22 protein-coding genes are annotated in these 17968 nt (G+C 40.9%); 2 read left to right on the top strand and 20 right to left on the bottom strand.

The window, feature by feature from the left end:
- Positions 1-9: 9 nt before the first annotated feature.
- From rplV to QEZ38_RS06615, 19 genes are all read right to left on the bottom strand, one after another.
- A complete protein-coding gene (gene rplV / locus QEZ38_RS06525; RefSeq protein WP_000818137.1) occupies positions 10-354 on the bottom strand; it encodes a 50S ribosomal protein L22 in 345 nt (114 codons plus the stop codon).
- Between the two features lie 11 nt (positions 355-365).
- Positions 366-647, bottom strand: a complete 282-nt coding sequence (rpsS, locus tag QEZ38_RS06530) for a 30S ribosomal protein S19 (RefSeq protein WP_000533766.1) — start codon at positions 645-647, stop codon at positions 366-368.
- Positions 648-751: 104 nt separating this feature from the next.
- Positions 752-1585, bottom strand: a complete 834-nt coding sequence (gene rplB, locus QEZ38_RS06535; RefSeq protein ID WP_000512914.1) for a 50S ribosomal protein L2 — start codon at positions 1583-1585, stop codon at positions 752-754.
- Positions 1586-1602: 17 nt separating this feature from the next.
- Positions 1603-1899 carry a 50S ribosomal protein L23 gene (locus QEZ38_RS06540; RefSeq protein ID WP_001055347.1) on the bottom strand — a complete coding sequence of 99 codons (297 nt, stop codon included), beginning with the start codon at positions 1897-1899 and terminating at the stop codon, positions 1603-1605.
- Entirely contained in the window at positions 1899-2522 is a 624-nt protein-coding gene (gene rplD, locus QEZ38_RS06545) for a 50S ribosomal protein L4 (protein WP_000024549.1), read from the bottom strand. Before rplD ends, QEZ38_RS06540 begins: the two co-directional genes overlap by 1 nt.
- 24 nt (positions 2523-2546) lie before the next feature.
- Positions 2547-3173, bottom strand: a complete 627-nt coding sequence (gene rplC / locus QEZ38_RS06550) for a 50S ribosomal protein L3 (RefSeq protein ID WP_000160197.1) — start codon at positions 3171-3173, stop codon at positions 2547-2549.
- Positions 3174-3389: 216 nt separating this feature from the next.
- Positions 3390-3698 carry a 30S ribosomal protein S10 gene (rpsJ, locus tag QEZ38_RS06555; protein ID WP_001284513.1) on the bottom strand — a complete coding sequence of 103 codons (309 nt, stop codon included), beginning with the start codon at positions 3696-3698 and terminating at the stop codon, positions 3390-3392.
- A 264-nt stretch (positions 3699-3962) separates the two neighbouring features.
- Positions 3963-4586, bottom strand: coding sequence for a uridine kinase family protein (locus QEZ38_RS06560; protein WP_281335384.1), 624 nt, complete (start codon positions 4584-4586; stop codon positions 3963-3965).
- Positions 4583-5179, bottom strand: coding sequence for an anaerobic ribonucleoside-triphosphate reductase activating protein (gene nrdG, locus QEZ38_RS06565; protein WP_075230997.1), 597 nt, complete (start codon positions 5177-5179; stop codon positions 4583-4585). The genes QEZ38_RS06560 and nrdG overlap by 4 nt, the downstream gene beginning before the upstream one ends.
- A 5-nt stretch (positions 5180-5184) precedes the next feature.
- Positions 5185-5685: a GNAT family N-acetyltransferase gene (locus QEZ38_RS06570; RefSeq protein ID WP_281335385.1), complete on the bottom strand. Its 501-nt coding sequence runs from the start codon at positions 5683-5685 to the stop codon at positions 5185-5187.
- Positions 5686-5722: 37 nt separating this feature from the next.
- Positions 5723-5863: a hypothetical protein gene (locus QEZ38_RS06575; protein ID WP_000521611.1), complete on the bottom strand. Its 141-nt coding sequence runs from the start codon at positions 5861-5863 to the stop codon at positions 5723-5725.
- Positions 5864-5874: 11 nt separating this feature from the next.
- Positions 5875-8082: an anaerobic ribonucleoside-triphosphate reductase gene (nrdD, locus tag QEZ38_RS06580; RefSeq protein ID WP_281335386.1), complete on the bottom strand. Its 2208-nt coding sequence runs from the start codon at positions 8080-8082 to the stop codon at positions 5875-5877.
- Positions 8083-8200: 118 nt separating this feature from the next.
- Positions 8201-9754 carry a damage-inducible protein CinA gene (locus QEZ38_RS06585; protein WP_281335387.1) on the bottom strand — a complete coding sequence of 518 codons (1554 nt, stop codon included), beginning with the start codon at positions 9752-9754 and terminating at the stop codon, positions 8201-8203.
- 44 nt (positions 9755-9798) lie between these two features.
- Complete coding sequence (locus QEZ38_RS06590) at positions 9799-9933, bottom strand: hypothetical protein (RefSeq protein ID WP_265586415.1); 135 nt, start codon at positions 9931-9933, stop codon at positions 9799-9801.
- A gap of 90 nt (positions 9934-10023) precedes the next feature.
- A complete protein-coding gene (mnmG, locus tag QEZ38_RS06595; RefSeq protein ID WP_281335388.1) occupies positions 10024-11940 on the bottom strand; it encodes a tRNA uridine-5-carboxymethylaminomethyl(34) synthesis enzyme MnmG in 1917 nt (638 codons plus the stop codon).
- Entirely contained in the window at positions 11930-12361 is a 432-nt protein-coding gene (locus QEZ38_RS06600) for an NUDIX hydrolase (protein ID WP_153224683.1), read from the bottom strand. The genes mnmG and QEZ38_RS06600 overlap by 11 nt, the downstream gene beginning before the upstream one ends.
- Positions 12362-12369: 8 nt before the next feature.
- Positions 12370-12825: an NUDIX hydrolase gene (locus QEZ38_RS06605; RefSeq protein WP_194251812.1), complete on the bottom strand. Its 456-nt coding sequence runs from the start codon at positions 12823-12825 to the stop codon at positions 12370-12372.
- A 140-nt stretch (positions 12826-12965) separates the two neighbouring features.
- Positions 12966-14087 (bottom strand): tRNA 2-thiouridine(34) synthase MnmA, encoded by a 1122-nt coding sequence (gene mnmA, locus QEZ38_RS06610; protein WP_153224681.1) that lies wholly within the window; start codon positions 14085-14087, stop codon positions 12966-12968.
- A gap of 378 nt (positions 14088-14465) precedes the next feature.
- Positions 14466-14672 (bottom strand): hypothetical protein, encoded by a 207-nt coding sequence (locus tag QEZ38_RS06615; protein WP_281335425.1) that lies wholly within the window; start codon positions 14670-14672, stop codon positions 14466-14468.
- Between the two features lie 843 nt (positions 14673-15515).
- Between QEZ38_RS06615 and QEZ38_RS06620 the strand changes: the two genes are divergently transcribed.
- Positions 15516-16379 carry a helix-turn-helix domain-containing protein gene (locus QEZ38_RS06620; protein ID WP_281335389.1) on the top strand — a complete coding sequence of 288 codons (864 nt, stop codon included), beginning with the start codon at positions 15516-15518 and terminating at the stop codon, positions 16377-16379.
- A 52-nt stretch (positions 16380-16431) separates the two neighbouring features.
- Here the strand turns inward: QEZ38_RS06620 and apf are convergent, their stop codons facing one another.
- Entirely contained in the window at positions 16432-17049 is a 618-nt protein-coding gene (gene apf, locus QEZ38_RS06625) for an aggregation-promoting factor (protein ID WP_281335390.1), read from the bottom strand.
- Between the two features lie 241 nt (positions 17050-17290).
- Between apf and sdaAB the strand changes: the two genes are divergently transcribed.
- Positions 17291-17962 (top strand): L-serine ammonia-lyase, iron-sulfur-dependent subunit beta, encoded by a 672-nt coding sequence (gene sdaAB, locus QEZ38_RS06630; protein WP_001191178.1) that lies wholly within the window; start codon positions 17291-17293, stop codon positions 17960-17962.
- Positions 17963-17968: the final 6 nt, after the last annotated feature.

Genomic DNA, 17968 nt, shown 5'->3' on the forward strand with positions numbered 1-17968 from the left:
TTTACCTCCTTATTTTTCTGCAACAGCTACAGTGATGTGAGCTGTACGTTTGTTGATTGGTGAAGCTGAACCTTTCGCACGTGGACGGAAACGTTTCATAGTTGGTCCTTCGTTTGCGAATGCTTCAGATACTACCAAGTTAGCTTTATCCAAACCAAAGTTGTTTTCAGCGTTAGCTACAGCTGAGTTCAAAACTTTCAAGATGATTTCAGCAGCTTTGTTTGGAGTGAATGTCAAAATTGCGATTGCATCGGCTACGCTTTTACCACGGATGTTGTCAAGAACAAGACGTGATTTACGAGGTGAAACACGTACTGTGCGAGCCATTGCTTTAGCTGAAGTAATTTCTGCCATTTATGTTCTCCTTATTTTCTACGTGTCTTCTTGTCGTCTGCGGCGTGACCTTTGTAAGTACGAGTTGGTGCAAATTCACCAAGTTTGTGACCTACCATGTCTTCTTGGATGTAAACAGGTACGTGTTTACGTCCATCATAAACTGCGATTGTGTAACCAATGAAACTTGGGAAGATCGTTGAACGACGTGACCAAGTTTTGATAACTTTTTTCTTTTCGTCGTTAGCTTGAGCTTCAACTTTTTTCATCAAATGCTCATCGACGAAAGGTCCTTTTTTAAGACTGCGTCCCATTTTTATATTTTCTCCTTTAAATTTTGTACCACAGCGGCTTGCGCTCACAAGGAGCGCTACCGAGCTGGCGGAATTTCCTAGTTGCTTAAGCGACTAGTTTTAAATTATTTCTCGTTGCGACGACGAACGATAAGTTTGTCAGATTTCGCTTTCTTGTTACGAGTTTTAAGACCAAGAGCAGGTTTGCCCCATGGAGTAGATGGTGCTTTACGACCAACTGGTGCTTTACCTTCACCACCACCGTGTGGGTGATCGTTAGGGTTCATTACAGAACCACGAACTGTTGGGCGGATACCTTTCCAGCGGCTACGTCCTGCTTTACCAAGGTTTACAAGTCCATGTTGTTCGTTTCCGACAACACCAACTGTAGCACGACAAGTTCCAAGAATCATACGAACTTCGCCTGATTGAAGACGAACAAGAACGTATTTACCTTCTTGTCCCAATACTTGAGCAGAAGCTCCAGCAGCACGAACCAATTCACCACCACGACCTGGTTTCAACTCAATGTTGTGGACCAAAGTACCAACTGGGATATTAGCAAGTGGAAGAGCGTTACCTACTTTGATATCTGCTTCAGGACCTGAAACGATACGTTGACCAACTTCAAGACCTTTTGGAGCGATGATGTATGCTTTCACACCGTCAGTGTAGTGTACAAGAGCGATGTTTGCAGAACGGTTTGGATCGTACTCGATAGTTTTAACAACTGCTTCAACGTTATCTTTGTTACGTTTAAAGTCAACCAAACGGTAGAAACGTTTGTGTCCACCACCTTGGTGACGAACTGTGATACGACCGTTGTTGTTACGACCAGCCTTGTTCTTCAAAGCAACAAGCAAAGTTTTTTCAGGTGTGCTTGTTGTGATTTCAGCGAAATCCAAAGAAGTCATATTACGGCGACCGTTTGTTGTTGGTTTATAAACACGAATTCCCACGATATTTCCTCCTTAGATTATTCAGCTTCAGCAGCAAACAACTCGATTGCTTTTGAATCAGCTGTAAGAGTGATGATAGCTTTTTTAGTTTTGTTAGTAAAACCAGTGTAACGTCCAACACGTTTAGCTTTAGGTTTTACGTTAATTGTGTTAACATTTGCAACTTTAACACCTTCGAAAGCAGCTTCAACAGCTTGCTTGATCAAAAGTTTGTGCGCACGAGTGTCAACTTCAAATACATATTTGCCTGCTTCAAGTTGAGCCATTGAGCTTTCAGTGATAACAGGTTTTTTGATAACATCATACAAATTCATTATGCAAGAACCTCCTCGATTTTAGAGATAGCTGCTTGAGTAACAAGAAGTTTGTCACTATTTGCGATGTCAAGAACACTTGCAGTTGTAGCAGTCGCAACTTTCACGTTTGGAAGGTTACGAGCTGAAAGAGCTGCGAATTCGTTTCCTTCTTCAAGAATAACAAGGACTTTAGAATCGATGCTCAAAGCTGCAAGAACTTTTGCAAATTCAGCAGTTTTTGGAGCTGTAAATTCAAGAGAATCAACGGCTACAAATTTGTTTTCAGCAACTTTTTCTGAGTAAACAGATTTTAGTGCAAGGCGACGAACTTTTTGAGGAAGTTTGTACGCATAGCTACGTGGAGTTGGTCCGAAGACAATTCCACCACCACGCCATTGTGGAGAGCGGATAGAACCTTGACGAGCACGTCCAGTTCCTTTTTGACGCCATGGTTTGCGTCCGCCACCTGAAACGGCTGAACGGTTTTTAACAGCGTGAGTTCCTTGACGAAGGCTAGCACGTTGGCTGATGATGACATCAAACACAACAGATTGGTTTGGTTCGATACCAAAGATTGCATCGTTAAGAACAACTTCGCCCGCTTGTTTACCAGTTTGGTCGAATAATGTTACATTTGCCATTTTGACTGTATTCCCCTTTCCTTATTATTTACCAGCTTTAACTGCTGATTTGATAGTGATAAGAGATTTCTTAGCACCTGGTACGTTACCTTTGATAAGGATAACGTTCTTTTCTGGAACAACTTGTACAACTTCAAGGTTTTGAATTGTTACACGGTCGCCACCCATACGTCCTGCAAGGTTTTTACCTTTGAATACGCGGTTAGGTGCAACAGGTCCCATAGAACCTGGACGACGGTGGTAACGAGAACCGTGAGCCATAGGTCCACGTGATTGTCCGTGGCGTTTGATAACACCTTGGAAACCTTTACCTTTAGAAGTACCAGTTACGTCAACAACATCTCCAGCTGCGAAAGTTTCAACTGTGATTTCAGCACCAACTTCCAAGCCTTCAACGTTTTTGAATTCACGAATGAAGCGCTTAGGAGCCGTGTTAGCTTTTGCTACATGTCCTTTAGCAGGTTTGTTGCTCAATACTTCGCGTTTGTCATCGAAACCAACTTGGATAGCGTTGTATCCGTCTGTTTCAACAGTTTTAACTTGAAGAACAACGTTTGGAGTTGCTTCAATAACTGTTACAGGGATCAATTCGCCAGCTTCAGTGAAGATTTGAGTCATTCCCACTTTTTTCCCTAAGATTCCTTTTGTCATGAGAAAATAGTTCCTTTTCTATATTTTTTATTCAAAAAGTTTTTAACGAGCGTTTTTTATGCTCAAGTCTAAGATACAAAGGGCGTCAAACTCAAAGTGAAAATAGGAAACTGACGCAGTGTCTTGCAGACACTGGGAGGTTTATCTTTTTCACACCGAGTTTAGCCCGTGTTCAATTAAATTGAAACACCAGCTTCTGCTCTTTTATATTTTAGATTAAAGTTTGATTTCTACGTTTACACCACTTGGAAGATCCAATTTCATCAAAGCGTCAACTGTTTTTTGAGTTGGGTTAACGATATCGATCAAACGTTTGTGTGTACGCATTTCAAATTGTTCGCGAGAGTCTTTGTATTTGTGAGTCGCACGAATAATTGTGTAGAGGCTACGCTCAGTTGGAAGTGGGATTGGACCCGCAACTTGTGCACCTGTACGAGTAGCTGATTCTACGATTTTTGCAGCCGCTGTGTCAAGCGTACGGTGTTCGTAAGCTTTCAAACGGATACGGATTTTTTTGTTTGCCATCTTTTTCTCCTTTTCGTCTATTTAAGATAATAGGCTAGCTCCACAAGAAAACCGACGCGCGTTGCGTGGCAATGCAACCGAGCGTGTCGCAACCTCTTGCATCAAAGCTAAAGCTGTAATTTACAGCACCATAATAGAATAACACAAAGCCCCTGCGATTGCAAGGGATTTGACAGGTTTTTTTAAATTTTTTAGATGAAACTGTTTTCTTATTCCATTTTAATAAATTTTCATATTTAAGTGCTAGATTATCTGTCTTTTCTTCTATATAATGTTAGTTTTAATTTGAAATTTATCATCTGATTGATCTACCAAGATATCAGCTCTTGACTCGGTTTCTTTATAGTATTGTAGATACTGCTCTCGTCTCATCTGCTGACTAGCCAATATAATGGATGCATCGCCATTTCTCACAGTCGTATCTCGAGCTAGACGTCTCTTTAATTCGGTCTCCTCATCTGTGTAGAAACAAATGATTTTGTCAAAGAGTTCCTTGGGTAGAAAACCCACAGACATCCCTTCGACTATCAGAATTGGTTTTGCTCCAGATAAGATCTCGCTAGCCTTCCAAGGTTCCTCAATTGTCAAGATGTCCATACCCGCTTGCAGAGCAAGAATATCTCTTTGTAAACTTGCCAGCTCATGCGCTACCGGTAAACATGCTGTCACCTTTTGGTCTGGTGTCTCTTTAGGTACTACTAAATGTCGTCCCGAAGTAATATAGGGATCTGTCTCTAGTAAATTTACCTTTTCAGCATCCAATATTTGGTACAATTCTTGAGCAAAAGTTGATTTTCCTGAAGCGCCGTGACCGTAGATACCCAGCGTTTTTACTTTTCCCGACTCTATTTCTGATACTAGTCTTTCTATTAATTCTTTTTTCTTCATTCTCTCTTCACCTGTTCATAGCTTTCTTTTCCATCGTTAAGCTTGTCCCAAATGACTACCTTTCCACTTTGGAGAGACTTTTGTACATCGATAATTCGTTGATTGGAAGAGCCGCGGAATTGAAGCATAAGATTTCTCTTGCTCCGATCATAGCGACCATCGACCAGGATATCAATCATAGATAAAAGCTCTAGCTTATCTGGAGTTTCCAGCATCATTTCTTCCCAAGTGTAGCCTGTCCAAGACCAGATGTCTTTTTCTGGCAATTCCTTTCGAATGCGTTTTACAAGGGGCAAAAGAATACCTGTATTGAGGAATGGCTCTCCTCCTAGCAAAGTCAAGCCTTGAACATAAGGCTGGGCTAAGTCTGCCATGATTTGTTCTTCCAACTCTGGCGTATAAGGAATTCCTGCATTGAAAGACCAGGTCGCTACATTGTAACAGCCCTCACAGTGAAACATGCAGCCGGCTACATAAAGGGAGTTGCGCACCCCTTCTCCATCCACAAAGTTAAAAGCCTTATAGTCAATGATACGCCCTTGACTAAGCTCCTCACTCTTCCACTCGCCTGGTTTTGGTGTATTCCATGTCATGCTTTCTACTCCAAGTCTATCCAATAGCGCTCCGTTCCGTTTCGAACATCCTCCAACTCCCCACCATTAGCTAAGATAACAGCTCGGCTTGCTGGATTTTCTGTGCTACAAGTCACCAGAGCACGATGGATGTTCTTTCCTTTAGCAATTTTTAGACCTTGACGGAGAGCTTCCTTGGCATATCCTTTGCCTCTTTCGGAAGGGCGGATAGAATAGCCAATATGGCCAGCATAATTCAGCAACCCCTCATTTAGTCTCAACCGTAAATTTAGAAAACCTAAAGCATGGCCTGTTTCATCAAACAATACGAACTGTATCGATGGAACGCGATTTTCAGGCAGCCCTATTCCCATTTCTTTATTACGGTTAGTTTCTAGCCAATTCTCATAATCAAAGTTCTCAGCATCCCAAAATCCGCCATCGTGGGCTGATTGAGTCTGTTCAAACTCTGCCATCATCTCTAAAATTGTTTCTTTATCTGCCAATGTTGGTCTGCGTAGTATCATTTTTACCTCCAGCTAAGAGAAAAGCGAGAGCGGACTCTCACTTTTTCTTATTCTTATTTAAAAATTGCTCTCTTAGGCTAGCCACTCGGTCTTTTTTATTGACTCCACCCTTTGAATGTTTCTCGTGAAACCGTTGAACCAAGGCCTTGCCCTTATCGTCTAATTGATATTTTCCCATTCTATTTCTTTCTAATTTCTTACTTCATGTCCTGCTGTTTTGATAGTAGAACCGTTCATGTGTTTGACACGCGCAGCAATTTCTTTGTGACGCCCATTAACCATCGGACGGGCTTGTGGGTTCCCAAGATAGCCACAGGTCCGTTTAACCACATCTACTGTTTTAGGATCGTTATTCCCACAGTTAGGACAAGCAAATCCTCTCTCAGTAGGTTCAAAATCTCCTTCAAAATCACACTTGTAGCAACGGTCAATCGGAGTATTGGTTCCGAGATAACCTACACGGTCATAAGCATAATCCCAAACAGCTTCCAAAGCCTTTGGATTTTGTTGGAGAACTGGGTACTCGCAGTAGTGGATAAAGCCACCAGATGCACCCGCTTCTGGGTAGACTTTCTCAAAGTCCAATTTTTCAAAAGGTGTTGGATTTTTGCGGACATCATAATGGAAGGAATTTGTGTAGTATTCTTTATCTGTGATATCTGGAATAGAGCCGAATTTCTCCGTATCCAAGCGACAGAAACGGTCTGTCAAACTTTCAGATGGTGTCGAATAGATAGAAAAGTGATATCCATATTGGTCAGACCACTCTTCCACTCGATGTTTCATATCTCGAATGATATCAAGGGTTAATTCTTTAGCTTCTGGATTGGTTTCCCAATTATTATCAAAGAAGACAGTCGCTACTTCATAAAGTCCAATGTAGCCAAGCGAAACAGTAGCACGGCGATTCTTAAAGAGCTCGTCAACACTTTCTTCCTTACCAAGACGACGGCCAAAAGCTCCGTATTGATAAAGGATAGGAGCATTAGCTGGAGTGGCTTCCTTGGTTCTTTCCACACGATAAACTAGAGCATCTTCTGCGATATTCATACGTTCGTTGAAAAGTTCCCAGAACTTATTCAAGTCGCCTTCTGATTCGAGGGCAATACGAGGGAGATTGACCGTCACGACACCTAGATTCATACGGCCAGAGTTAACTTCAACTCCATTTTCATCCTTCCATCCTTGAAGGAATGAACGACATCCCATCGGAACCTTGAAGGAACCTGTCAATTCGATAATCTTATCGTAAGACAAAACATCTGGATACATGCGCTTAGTTGCGCATTCAAGGGCCAACTGCTTGATATCGTAGTTAGGTGAGCCTTCCTCTAAGTTAAGACCTCTTTTAAGAGTAAAGATAAGTTTCGGGAAGATGGCTGTACGGTGTTCTGAACCAAGACCCTTGATACGAATGGTCAAGATAGCTTTTTGAATTTCTCGTTCAAAACGATTGGTTCCTAGACCGAAACCAAGGGAAGTAAAGGGTGTTTGTCCATTTGATGTAAAGAGGGTATTAATCTCGTACTCTAGAGATTGCATGGCATCATAGATGTCTTTTTGGGTTTTCTTCCAAGCATATTCTTCGCGCTTGTCAGGCAGTACCCATTCCTCTGCATCTTTGAGGTGTTTTTGGTAATTTTTTTCTGCATAAGGAGCCAAGACTTCATCAATACGGTCAGCTGAACATCCCCCGTACTGGCTAGAAGCAACGTTGGCAATGATTTGGGAAATCTGAGCTGTCGCAGTCTGGATAGACTTGGGACTTTCTACCTCTGCATTCCCAATCTTAAAACCATTTTCCAACATCCCCTTGAAATCAATCAAACAACAGTTGGTCATAGGGGTGTAGGGGCTATAGTCCAAATCGTGATAGTGGATATCTCCCTTTTGGTGGGCATTGGCTACATGCTTAGGCAGCATTTGAAGACCGATTGATTTCCCAACAATCCCCGCCGTCAAATCACGCTGGGTATTAAAAACATCACTATCTTTATTAGCATTCTCATTGACAACTGCCTGGTCTTTGTTGAGAAGTTTATGGATACTGAAGTTGATATCTGTTGCTTTTGAGCGCTCAAAATCCCTTTGAGTTCGGTAAGTGATATATTCCTCTGCCAAGGCATATTCTTTAGCTTCCAATAACTCATGTTCTACGATATTTTGGATTTCATAGATTTTTACACCTTGAGGAAAGCGACTATGAATCTCTTCTACAATACGTTCAACTAGAGTATTAAGACGCTTTTCGACCAAGGGGGTTACATCCATGACTTTTTCCGCAGCCTTGTGCAAGGCTTTATCAATCTTATCTACATCAAAAATGACGCGTCTACCGTCACGCTTTTCGACGAATAAGGTTGGATCAGGGTTTGTTTTCTCTTCTAATACAATCATATCCAGGCTCTTTTCTTAAATTTTCTTTCTTAAAGTATTATATCACTATAAAAATAAAAATCAATATCTAGTATTAAAATTCCTATTTTCATAAAATTTACACTAGATATTGATTATTTTATTTTAATTTGTAAAGTTTAAAGTCTTTGAATTCACTTTGAACTGGTTGATAACTTTCTGCCAGAAGCTGTTCTACTTCCGTCCAAAGAGCTGTTTTGGTATTGACCACAATCACTTTAGGCTGGTTATCACGTAAATCATTGACAAGTTTGCTACGATTTGCATCAAGGCCAGTATATAATTTTGGTGATAGCAACTGACTAGCTGCTAAACGTTCACTAGTCTTATAACCATTAGTAAGATCATCCCATATATAAATACGATCTGTTGCCTGTGTTTGTCCTTTAACCGTAGTTTCTATACGAGTTCGTTCTAGATATTGTTCTGAGTGAAGAACATAACGGGCTACCAGAGGAGCCAAAAATAGGTAGGCCAAAGCTAACACTGGCAAATAGACATTACCCTGAAGAAATATTGCCCATATTGAGGGTACTTCTCGATGTCTTCTACGGCGATTGACTCCTTCTAATTCCCCAGTTCGAATGTGAGTCAATAGAAGAATGGACAAGAACGGAAGAAAAGTAGCTAGACGACTACCGTGAATCGGTTCTGTAGAGAAAATTTCCAATCCTAGTAACAATAAGATAGCTACTGAAGCAAAAATAGATAAGACATATTGCTTACTTGGTTTAGACTGGAAAAGTCCTGTAAATACGAATCTTAATCCTCCAAGACCAATTGTTAATAATCCATAAAAAAGGAGGTTGTCCAGCAAGGCTGGATTGGACATAAACTTCAAACTATCTACTGGATAGAGAATTTGACTGATAGCACTTCCGAAACTCCCATTATAAGCCGTATAGTAACCAATTGAATAAAAGAAAAGTGAGAACCCAAGACCAGCTGCAAAAAATTGATAGAGCCCATGAACTAAGCGACCACGCCCAATATTAAAGGCTAACAATGCAAAGAATAAGACTAGAGCATATAGAGCTGTAACTAGAGGGGCAAAGAAAAATGCTAGAGCCAGGCTAATCCCAATACGCACGAAACCTTTGTCATGATTATACTCTACCAAATACCTTGTTACTAAACTAAGAGCGTAAAACAGGAATGGAAGGGCCAAAATGGTGGCATAACCACCGCCAAAGCTAAGTCCTCCAGCAAGAAGATAAAAGATGGTCAACACTTGTTGCGACTGCTTGTTCTCCTCCGTCAAGGCATAAGTTGAACGGAAAAGAAAAATACCAGCACCCACTAGAGCAAACCAAGTAAAGACTGCAAACAAAATACTACCCTTGCTTAGATACTGTAAAAAGTAATAGAGAAGGCCACTCGTTCCAAAATAGTCTGTGTAGATATCTCCCCCCTGGTGCATCGCCCATCCCATATAAAAATCTTGTGCCTGCTCTGGGCTAGTTAGTCCTAGCAAGAAAGGAAGAACTACAGATACAAGTACAACTAAAGTGCTCCAGATTAGGATCTTAAATAATGGTAAGGGAGCAAATGAACTTGGTTCATCCTCGAAGCGCTCCTCTCTCCCAACTAAATCATCCTGAATTCCCGTCCAAGATGGAGTTGGTTCCTCTTCTAATCTGCCATATACGTTCATTCATTCTCTCCTATGTTTTAATTTGTTCTAGTATATCAAAAAGTCTAAAGCTTGTCAGCCTGTGGTGGCCATTTGTCTAACTTTTGACAGAGACTAGTGAAGCGCTCAATCTCATAAAAACGATGATAGGAAGCATTTTTATAGTGATCTAAAAAATTTTTTTCTTCTACCGTCAGCATAATCATTCCTCCTTTTCTCTTTATTCGAAAATAAAGGACGATTCTATCAAAAAAGCTGAATTCCCTAAAAGAGAATTCAGCACTTTGTCTTTAGTCAGCCTTTTTTTCTAGATTTTTTGAAATGCTTCGATTTTTACCTTCCAGATACACCATCAGAATAGAAATATCTGCCGGGTTAACCCCAGAAATACGGCTAGCTTGCCCGATGGTTTCTGGATTGATGAGCTTGAACTTCTGGCGAGCCTCTGTCGCAATGGAGTCAATATCATCCCAATCAATATTCGCTGGAATACGTTTTTCTTCCATACGTTTCATCTTGGCAACCTGATCCATGGCTTTTGAAATGTAACCTTCGTACTTGATTTCTGTTTCAATCAATTCGATAATCTTGTCATCTAACTCTTCAGCGGCAGGTCCGATAAAGGCAACCACATCTTGGTAAGAGACTTCTGGACGACGGAGGAACTCCTTGGCAGTGACTGCATCAGTCAATGGTTTGAATCCCATCGCTTCGACCTTGGCGTTAGTTTCCTTGACCGGCTTGAGTTTGATGCTGTCTAGGCGCTTCATCTCATTGTCAAATTGATTTTTCTTGATCTCAAAGCGTACCCAACGTTCATCATCCACAAGACCAATCTCGCGTCCCATCTCTGTCAAACGCATATCGGCATTGTCATGACGGAGGATGAGACGGTATTCCGCACGACTGGTCAAGAGACGGTAGGGTTCAATGGTCCCCTTGGTCACCAAGTCATCAATCATCACTCCAATATAACCGTCGCTTCGTTTCAGAATCAACTCAGGCTTGCCTTGGATCTTCAGAGCCGCATTGATACCAGCGATAATCCCTTGACCAGCAGCCTCTTCGTAACCTGACGTTCCATTTGTCTGACCCGCTGTGAAAAGTCCTGAGATTTTCTTGGTTTCCAGAGTCGCACGCAACTGATGCGGCAAGACCATGTCGTACTCAATAGCATAACCAGTACGCATCATCTCTGCATTTTCCAAACCTTTGATGGAATGTACCAAGTCACGTTGTACATCTTCAGGAAGACTGGTTGAGAGACCTTGGACATAAACTTCTTCTGTATTGCGTCCTTCTGGCTCTAGGAAAAGTTGGTGGCGTTCCTTGTCCGCAAAGCGCACAATCTTGTCCTCAATCGACGGACAGTAACGAGGCCCCACTCCCTTAACCACACCTGTAAACATAGGAGCACGGTGGAGATTGTTTTGGATAATCTCATGGCTGGTACCATTGGTGTAAGTCAACCAACATGGCACCTGATCTTTGACATAATCCTCATCACGTGAAGTATATGAGAAGTGATTAGGTGCTTCGTCTCCTGGCTGAATCTCTGTCACATCGTAGTTGATAGAAGAAGCCTTGACACGTGGAGGCGTTCCTGTCTTGAAACGACCAATTTCGAGTCCCAGTTCCTTGAGATTGTCAGCTAGGTTAATCGAAGCTAAACTGTGATTTGGTCCTGACGAGTACTTGAGGTCTCCGATGATGATTTCCCCACGGAGGGCAGTCCCTGTGGTCACAATAACAGCCTTAGCAGCATACTCTTGATGGGTCGCAGTACGCACACCGACAACCTTGCCATCTTCCACCAAAATCTCATCAATCATGGTTTGACGAAGAGTGAGATTCTCTTGATTTTCAACGGTTTTTCGCATCTCTTTAGAGTAAAGTTCCTTGTCAGCCTGCGCACGAAGAGCACGAACAGCTGGACCTTTCCCAGTGTTGAGCATCTTCATCTGGATGTAAGTCTTGTCAATGGTCTTGGCCATTTCCCCACCGAGAGCGTCGACTTCACGCACGACAATTCCCTTGGCAGAACCACCGATAGAGGGATTACATGGCATGAAAGCCAACATTTCAATGTTGATAGTCGCAAGCAAGACCTTGCAACCCATACGGCTAGCAGCTAGGGAAGCTTCCACCCCGGCATGCCCAGCACCGATAACTATAATATCGTATTCTTCTATAAAATTATAAGTCATTTCTTAACCTTTCAAAAATTTCTCGCAAATAGGGAACTAGCTTCTCCTCCTCTAGAGCTTGATCCATGGTAACCCATTTAAAGTGCGTATGCTCTTCAGGATCTAATCTGATAATTGGCTTCTCCCCAACCCACTCTGCTTTATAAACTAAGCGAGTAAAGACAATATCCTTTGAGGTATCCAGTTGACTATCTTCGTGAAGAAGTTTGAGCGAACTGCTGTCTAGCCTAATTCCCGCTTCTTCAATACATTCTCTAAGAGCTCCATCTCGCGGAAGTTCACCCTTTTCAACCCCGCCACCAGGAATATCCCAGTAAGTCGGATAAACGTTGGGTTGTCCTCTTTTAATTTCCGAACGCTGAATGAGTAAATAATCACCACCACTATGAACAAGTACATGGGCAATAAGCTTAACCATCATTTTCTCTCCTATTCGTTAAGATGGATGTGTCGTAATTGTCCGTCCCAATCTGGTAGGGCTGTCTTTAAAAAGGCTGGAACCAGCTGAATATCCTCAAACTTGTCCAAGTCAATCCACTCACAGGGTTGCGTTTTCTCATCTTCCTGCATGGTCAACGGGGCATCTTCAAGTAAATCCACTAGATAATGAAACTCGATATTGTGATAATAGACACCGTCTTGTTCAAAACGATTTTCAACTACAAAAGCTAGTTGCCCAGCTTGAGCTTTGACACCCAGTTCTTCCTTCACTTCACGGACTACCGCATCTTCCGTTCTCTCATTGACTTGAATCGCACCACCAATAGTGTAATACTTGCCCTTGTCTTTGGTAACTAGAAGCTTGTGATTTTGGACAATCAAGGCTGTCGCCCGAACTCCAAAAACCGTATTTTCTACTTTTGTCCGAAAGTCTTGTTGAATCATCTTTTTCCTTTCCTCTAAACGACACAAAAACAGTCAAAACTCCAAAGAAGTGCAGGACAAAAAAGCCTGCAACATCCATGAGCTTTGACCATCATTTCTATTGCTTTTATTATTGTAGCAAATTGAGAAAATTTGTCAATCTAAATGTACTGACAAACCTTACCATCGCGGTAGGCATTGTCAATCAAACCACCACCGAGACATTCTTCACCATCGTAAAAGACAACTGCCTGTCCTGGTGTGATCGCACGCTGTGGCTCCGCAAAGATGACCTCTGCCTTGTCTCCTTTGACATGTACTGTCACCTTAGAATCAGGCTGACGATAGCGGAATTTGGCTGTGCATTCTAGCGTAAATTCCTCTGGCATGTCACGGGTAAAGTGGACTTGACTAGCCTCAAGGCTGGTTGACATGAGCGAATCATGGTAGAATCCTTGGCCGACATAGAGGATATTCTTGCTCAGATCTTTTCCGACAACGAACCAAGGGGCATTGTCACCACCGTGTTGACCACCGATACCGAGTCCCCCACGCTGACCAATCGTATAATACATCAGACCAGCATGCTCACCCATATCGCGACCATCCACAGTCATCATTCGACCAGGTTGAGCTGGCAGGTAGTTGCTGAGAAATTCTTTAAAGTTCTTTTCTCCGATAAAGCAAATCCCTGTCGAGTCTTTCTTCTTAGCCGTCGCAAGTCCTGCTTCTTCAGCTATTTTTCGTACTTCAGGTTTTTCCAAATGTCCCAGTGGGAACATGGTTTTTTGGAGTTGTTCTTGCGAAAGTTGACTGAGGAAATAGGTCTGATCCTTGCCATTGTCCACACCACGAAGCATGTGAACGATGCCATCCTCATCACGCACAACTCGAGCATAATGCCCAGTCGCTACATAGTCTGCGCCTAAGGTCATAGCATAGTCCAAAAAGGCCTTGAACTTGATTTCCTTGTTACACATAACATCTGGATTTGGCGTGCGCCCTGCACGGTATTCCGCTAGGAAATACTCAAAGACGCGGTCCCAGTACTCTTTTTCAAAATTAACAGAGTAGTAAGGAATGCCGATCTGGTCTGCCACCGCAGCCACATCCTTGTAATCCTCGGTCGCCGTACAGACGCCGTTTTCATCTGTGTCGTCCCAGTTCTTCATGAAGATACCGATCACATCGTAGCCCTGCTCCTTGAGCAAGAGAGCCGTCACCGACGAATCAACACCACCACTCATCCCCACGACAACACGTGTTTTAGAGTTATCACTCATGGTAAGTCTCCCATCTATTCGTTTATTCATACCCTTCAAAATTCTATTCATTATGACTTTCAATAGAATTTCTTTGAGTATAGTCTTTTCGTTTTCTTTTAGGACTAGGCAACGAGTCGCAGGCATAACTTGAGTTCGCTCAATCAGTCTGGGAGACTGATTGAGATTATAAATCAGACAAGCTCAGCTTGCATCTCATTTCGAGTTAACGACGTAATAAAAGATAAACGAAATGACTAGTTCACGATTGAAGGTCGTGTTTGCTTAACGATTGAAGGTCGTTTGAGCAGTTTTCATTATAACATGCTTGGTTGGAGAAGACAAGAAAGAGGCTGATAATCTACCAACCTCTGGTTTTAAATACATTTCAAGTCCAAACTATTCTTTATAGAAAAAAGTCCTATAAATTCGAGCAATAGTTAAAATACAAACAAATATAATTCCCAAAATAGATAATACTGTTTTCACAAAACTCATTTCAGAACCTATAACATATATATGAAAAAGAGGGGCTAGTCCTACACATAGAGACAATAGATAACTAATAAATCTTATCTCACCAATTCCTGCAAAAAAATGTTTCATTTTAAATATTCCAATTTTACCTTTCATCTTTATAATCCACAAGCAAATCTATTGACTTCTCTTTTTTTGAAAAATCTTAACAATAAATTTACTCCACTTAATGCCACTAAGATTTCAAGCGTCAGAATTTCTCCAAGAAAAAATGCAAACTGACAAAATTCCTGCTAAAATACTATCCTCCCAGCAAATAGAGAGTCAGCAAAAATAAAATAACCGAAATTGGCAGGAAAGCAGCTCGATTTGTTTTACAAAAAATGGCATAACAAAGACTACCTATCGAAAACGACAGAATAACTTCAATAGTTATCTTTAGAACAGGATAATATATATTTTTAATAAAAAGAATTAAAAGGATAAACAATACCAATGAACAAAGAACGGATTTGATATAAAATTTTAAATGAGTCATAATTTTTTTAGATTCTACCTACTATAGATAAAATCACCTTTCTTATTTTCTTCTCATGATATCCACTTTACTTTCTTGACTAGAATTTCTATGAATATAAATATGGTAAATGAAAAATCGGACTTCTAACTAAAAGAAATTGATGAAACATGTAAAGATTTGAGATCCTAATGAATCTACTCAATGCAGATTTTATTTTGACAGTAGTTCTATAACAACTCTAAATAACACTGGGGTTGCTAGAATCAACATAACCCCTACCACAAAGACAATGATTACCCGAAATAGATCTTTATTTTTACGCATTGAAACAACCTCCAATCTTTATTTTCTAGCTACATGATACCCCATATTTACTTTCTATATTCTTATGATACAATATGTTTAATAGAATTCAATTTATTGTTAACTTTTTTCACGAAGAGGAGGAAATCATGCGCTATGATTTCGGGAAAGTATATAAAGACATACGCGAGTCAAAAGGATTGACCCAAGAAGAGGTCTGTGGAAAGGTCCTTTCAAGAACCAGCCTTTCCAAGTTTGAAAGTGGCAAGGCAACTCCCAAATATGAAAACATGGAGTTTCTTCTCCGTCAAATCAATATGAGTTTTGAAGAGTTTGAATACATCTGCCATCTCTACCAGCCAAGCCAGCGAACAGAAATCATGCAAACCTATCTCAATACGAGTTCCATCTTTGGTACCAGTAGTCTAGTCAATTTATTTGAAACATGCCAAGACTATCTCAAGATCTATCACGATCTCCCTATAAAGGAAATCAGAGATATGCTGGAAGTTGTCATTTATATCCGTCAACATGGAACAGGACAACTTTCAATCCAAGTGGAACAAACGGTCAAAAAGCTTTGGGAAAAAATTGAAAAACAAGATACATGGTATGAAAACGACCTAAAAATCCTCAACACCATACTTTTTAACTTTCCCATCGAACACCTCCACCTCATCACTGAAAAGATCTTGCAGCGCTTGGAAGAATATAAAAACTATCGACATTTATATGAATTACGAATGGCAATCCTACTCAATCTGTCCACCATTTACTTGTACAACCAAGATAAAAATACCTGTCAACAAATCTGCTACACCTTACTAGAGGACTCTAAGAAAAAGAAAAGATACGATATTTTGGCAATCACTTATGTTCGAATAGGTATTTGTACTAGTAATGAACATCTTATTCAAAAGGGCTTCTCCCTTCTGGAGTTAACTGATGAAACCTCAATGCTATCTCACCTCAAAAAGGAAGTAGAGAACTGTTATCAAGCAAAGGAAATATAAAAAAAGTCGAGGAAATCCCTCGACTTTTGCATCTTATTTTGTTCGTCAGTTCTTAGTACCAACCGTTGTTAAGCCAGAAGTTCTTAGCTGCAGTCCATGAACCGTAACGTCCTGCAACGTAAGCGTCTGCTACACGTTCTTGGTTTTCTGCTGAATAGTCACCGTTCAAGTATGAATCTGTCAATTGGTAACGTCCGATGTAACGTCCGTTTGTAGCTGTGTAGCTACCGCCTGATTCTTTTTGAGCGATCCATTCTTTAGCTTCTGCTTCAGAACCGCTCACAGTTGAAGTTGATGCTGAAGTTTCTGTTGTAGCAACAATTTCTTCTGCTACGGTTACGCTTGCTGCTGGTGCTTCATAAGTTGTTGTTTCAGTAGCTGCAGGTGCTGCTACTGGAGCTTCTGCTGTCGCAGTTGAAGTTGCTGGTGCTTCACCATCAATCACCAATACTTGGTCTACATAGATCAAATGAATATCTTTAATCTTATTTTTTTCTGCCAATTTTTCAACAGTTGTATTGTATTTTTCAGCGATTCCTGATAGAGTGTCACCTGATTTTACTGTGTAAGTTGTTGTTTCTTGTGCAAAAGTAAGTGATGGTGCAAGGAAAGCAAGCGCTGCTGCTACTCCTACAAGTCCTGTTTTAATTTTGTTAGTTGTTGATTTCATATTAAAAGATTCTCCTTCTTTCTTATATTTCCATCATACCCTACTATTATTACTGTTTCTTGACGGTTTTATGTAGAAATGTTACAAGACTATGTTTTATTTCACTTAAACAGCCTCTTTTTGTTACAAAAGGCTTGATTTTATAGGCTTTATGGGGATTTTAGATATTTTATCATGGAATTGAGCGCTTGCATCTAATCTTTGATATAATAGAGTTAAGAATCTTTTTAAGGGGAAACAGATGCAATCACTTCGTTTTCAATCTGTCTTTGATATCATTGGGCCAGTCATGATTGGCCCATCTAGTAGTCACACGGCAGGAGCTGTTCGTATCGGTAAAATCGTCTCTTCTATCTTTGACGATACTCCAACCGAAGTCGAGTTCCAGCTTTTTAATTCTTTTGCAAAAACCTATCGAGGGCACGGAACTGATCTCGCCCTGGTCGCTGGAATCTTAGGAATGGATACAGATGATCCAGAAATTCCAAATAGTTTAGAAATTGCCCACAAGCGTGGCATCAAAATTGTCTGGACCATCCAGAAAGACAGTAACGCCCCTCACCCAAATACTACGAAAATCACTGTCAAGAATGAGCACAAGACCATCAGTGTGACAGGAATTTCAATCGGTGGTGGAAATATCCAGGTGACAGAGCTCAATGGCTTTGCCGTATCCCTCAACATGAACACTCCTACCATTATCATCGTTCATCAGGATGTTCCTGGTATGATTGCTCATGTAACAGAGGCCCTCTCTCGCTTTGACATTAACATCGCTCAGATGAATGTAACTCGCGAAAAAGCTGGTGAGAAAGCCATTATGATTATCGAAGTTGATAGTCGCAACTGTGATGAATCTATCGAAGAGATTCGTAAAATTCCTCATTTGCATAATGTCAATTTCTTTCAATAGGAGAAA

Source organism: Streptococcus taonis (assembly GCF_029948085.1).
GTDB lineage: Bacteria > Bacillota > Bacilli > Lactobacillales > Streptococcaceae > Streptococcus > Streptococcus taonis.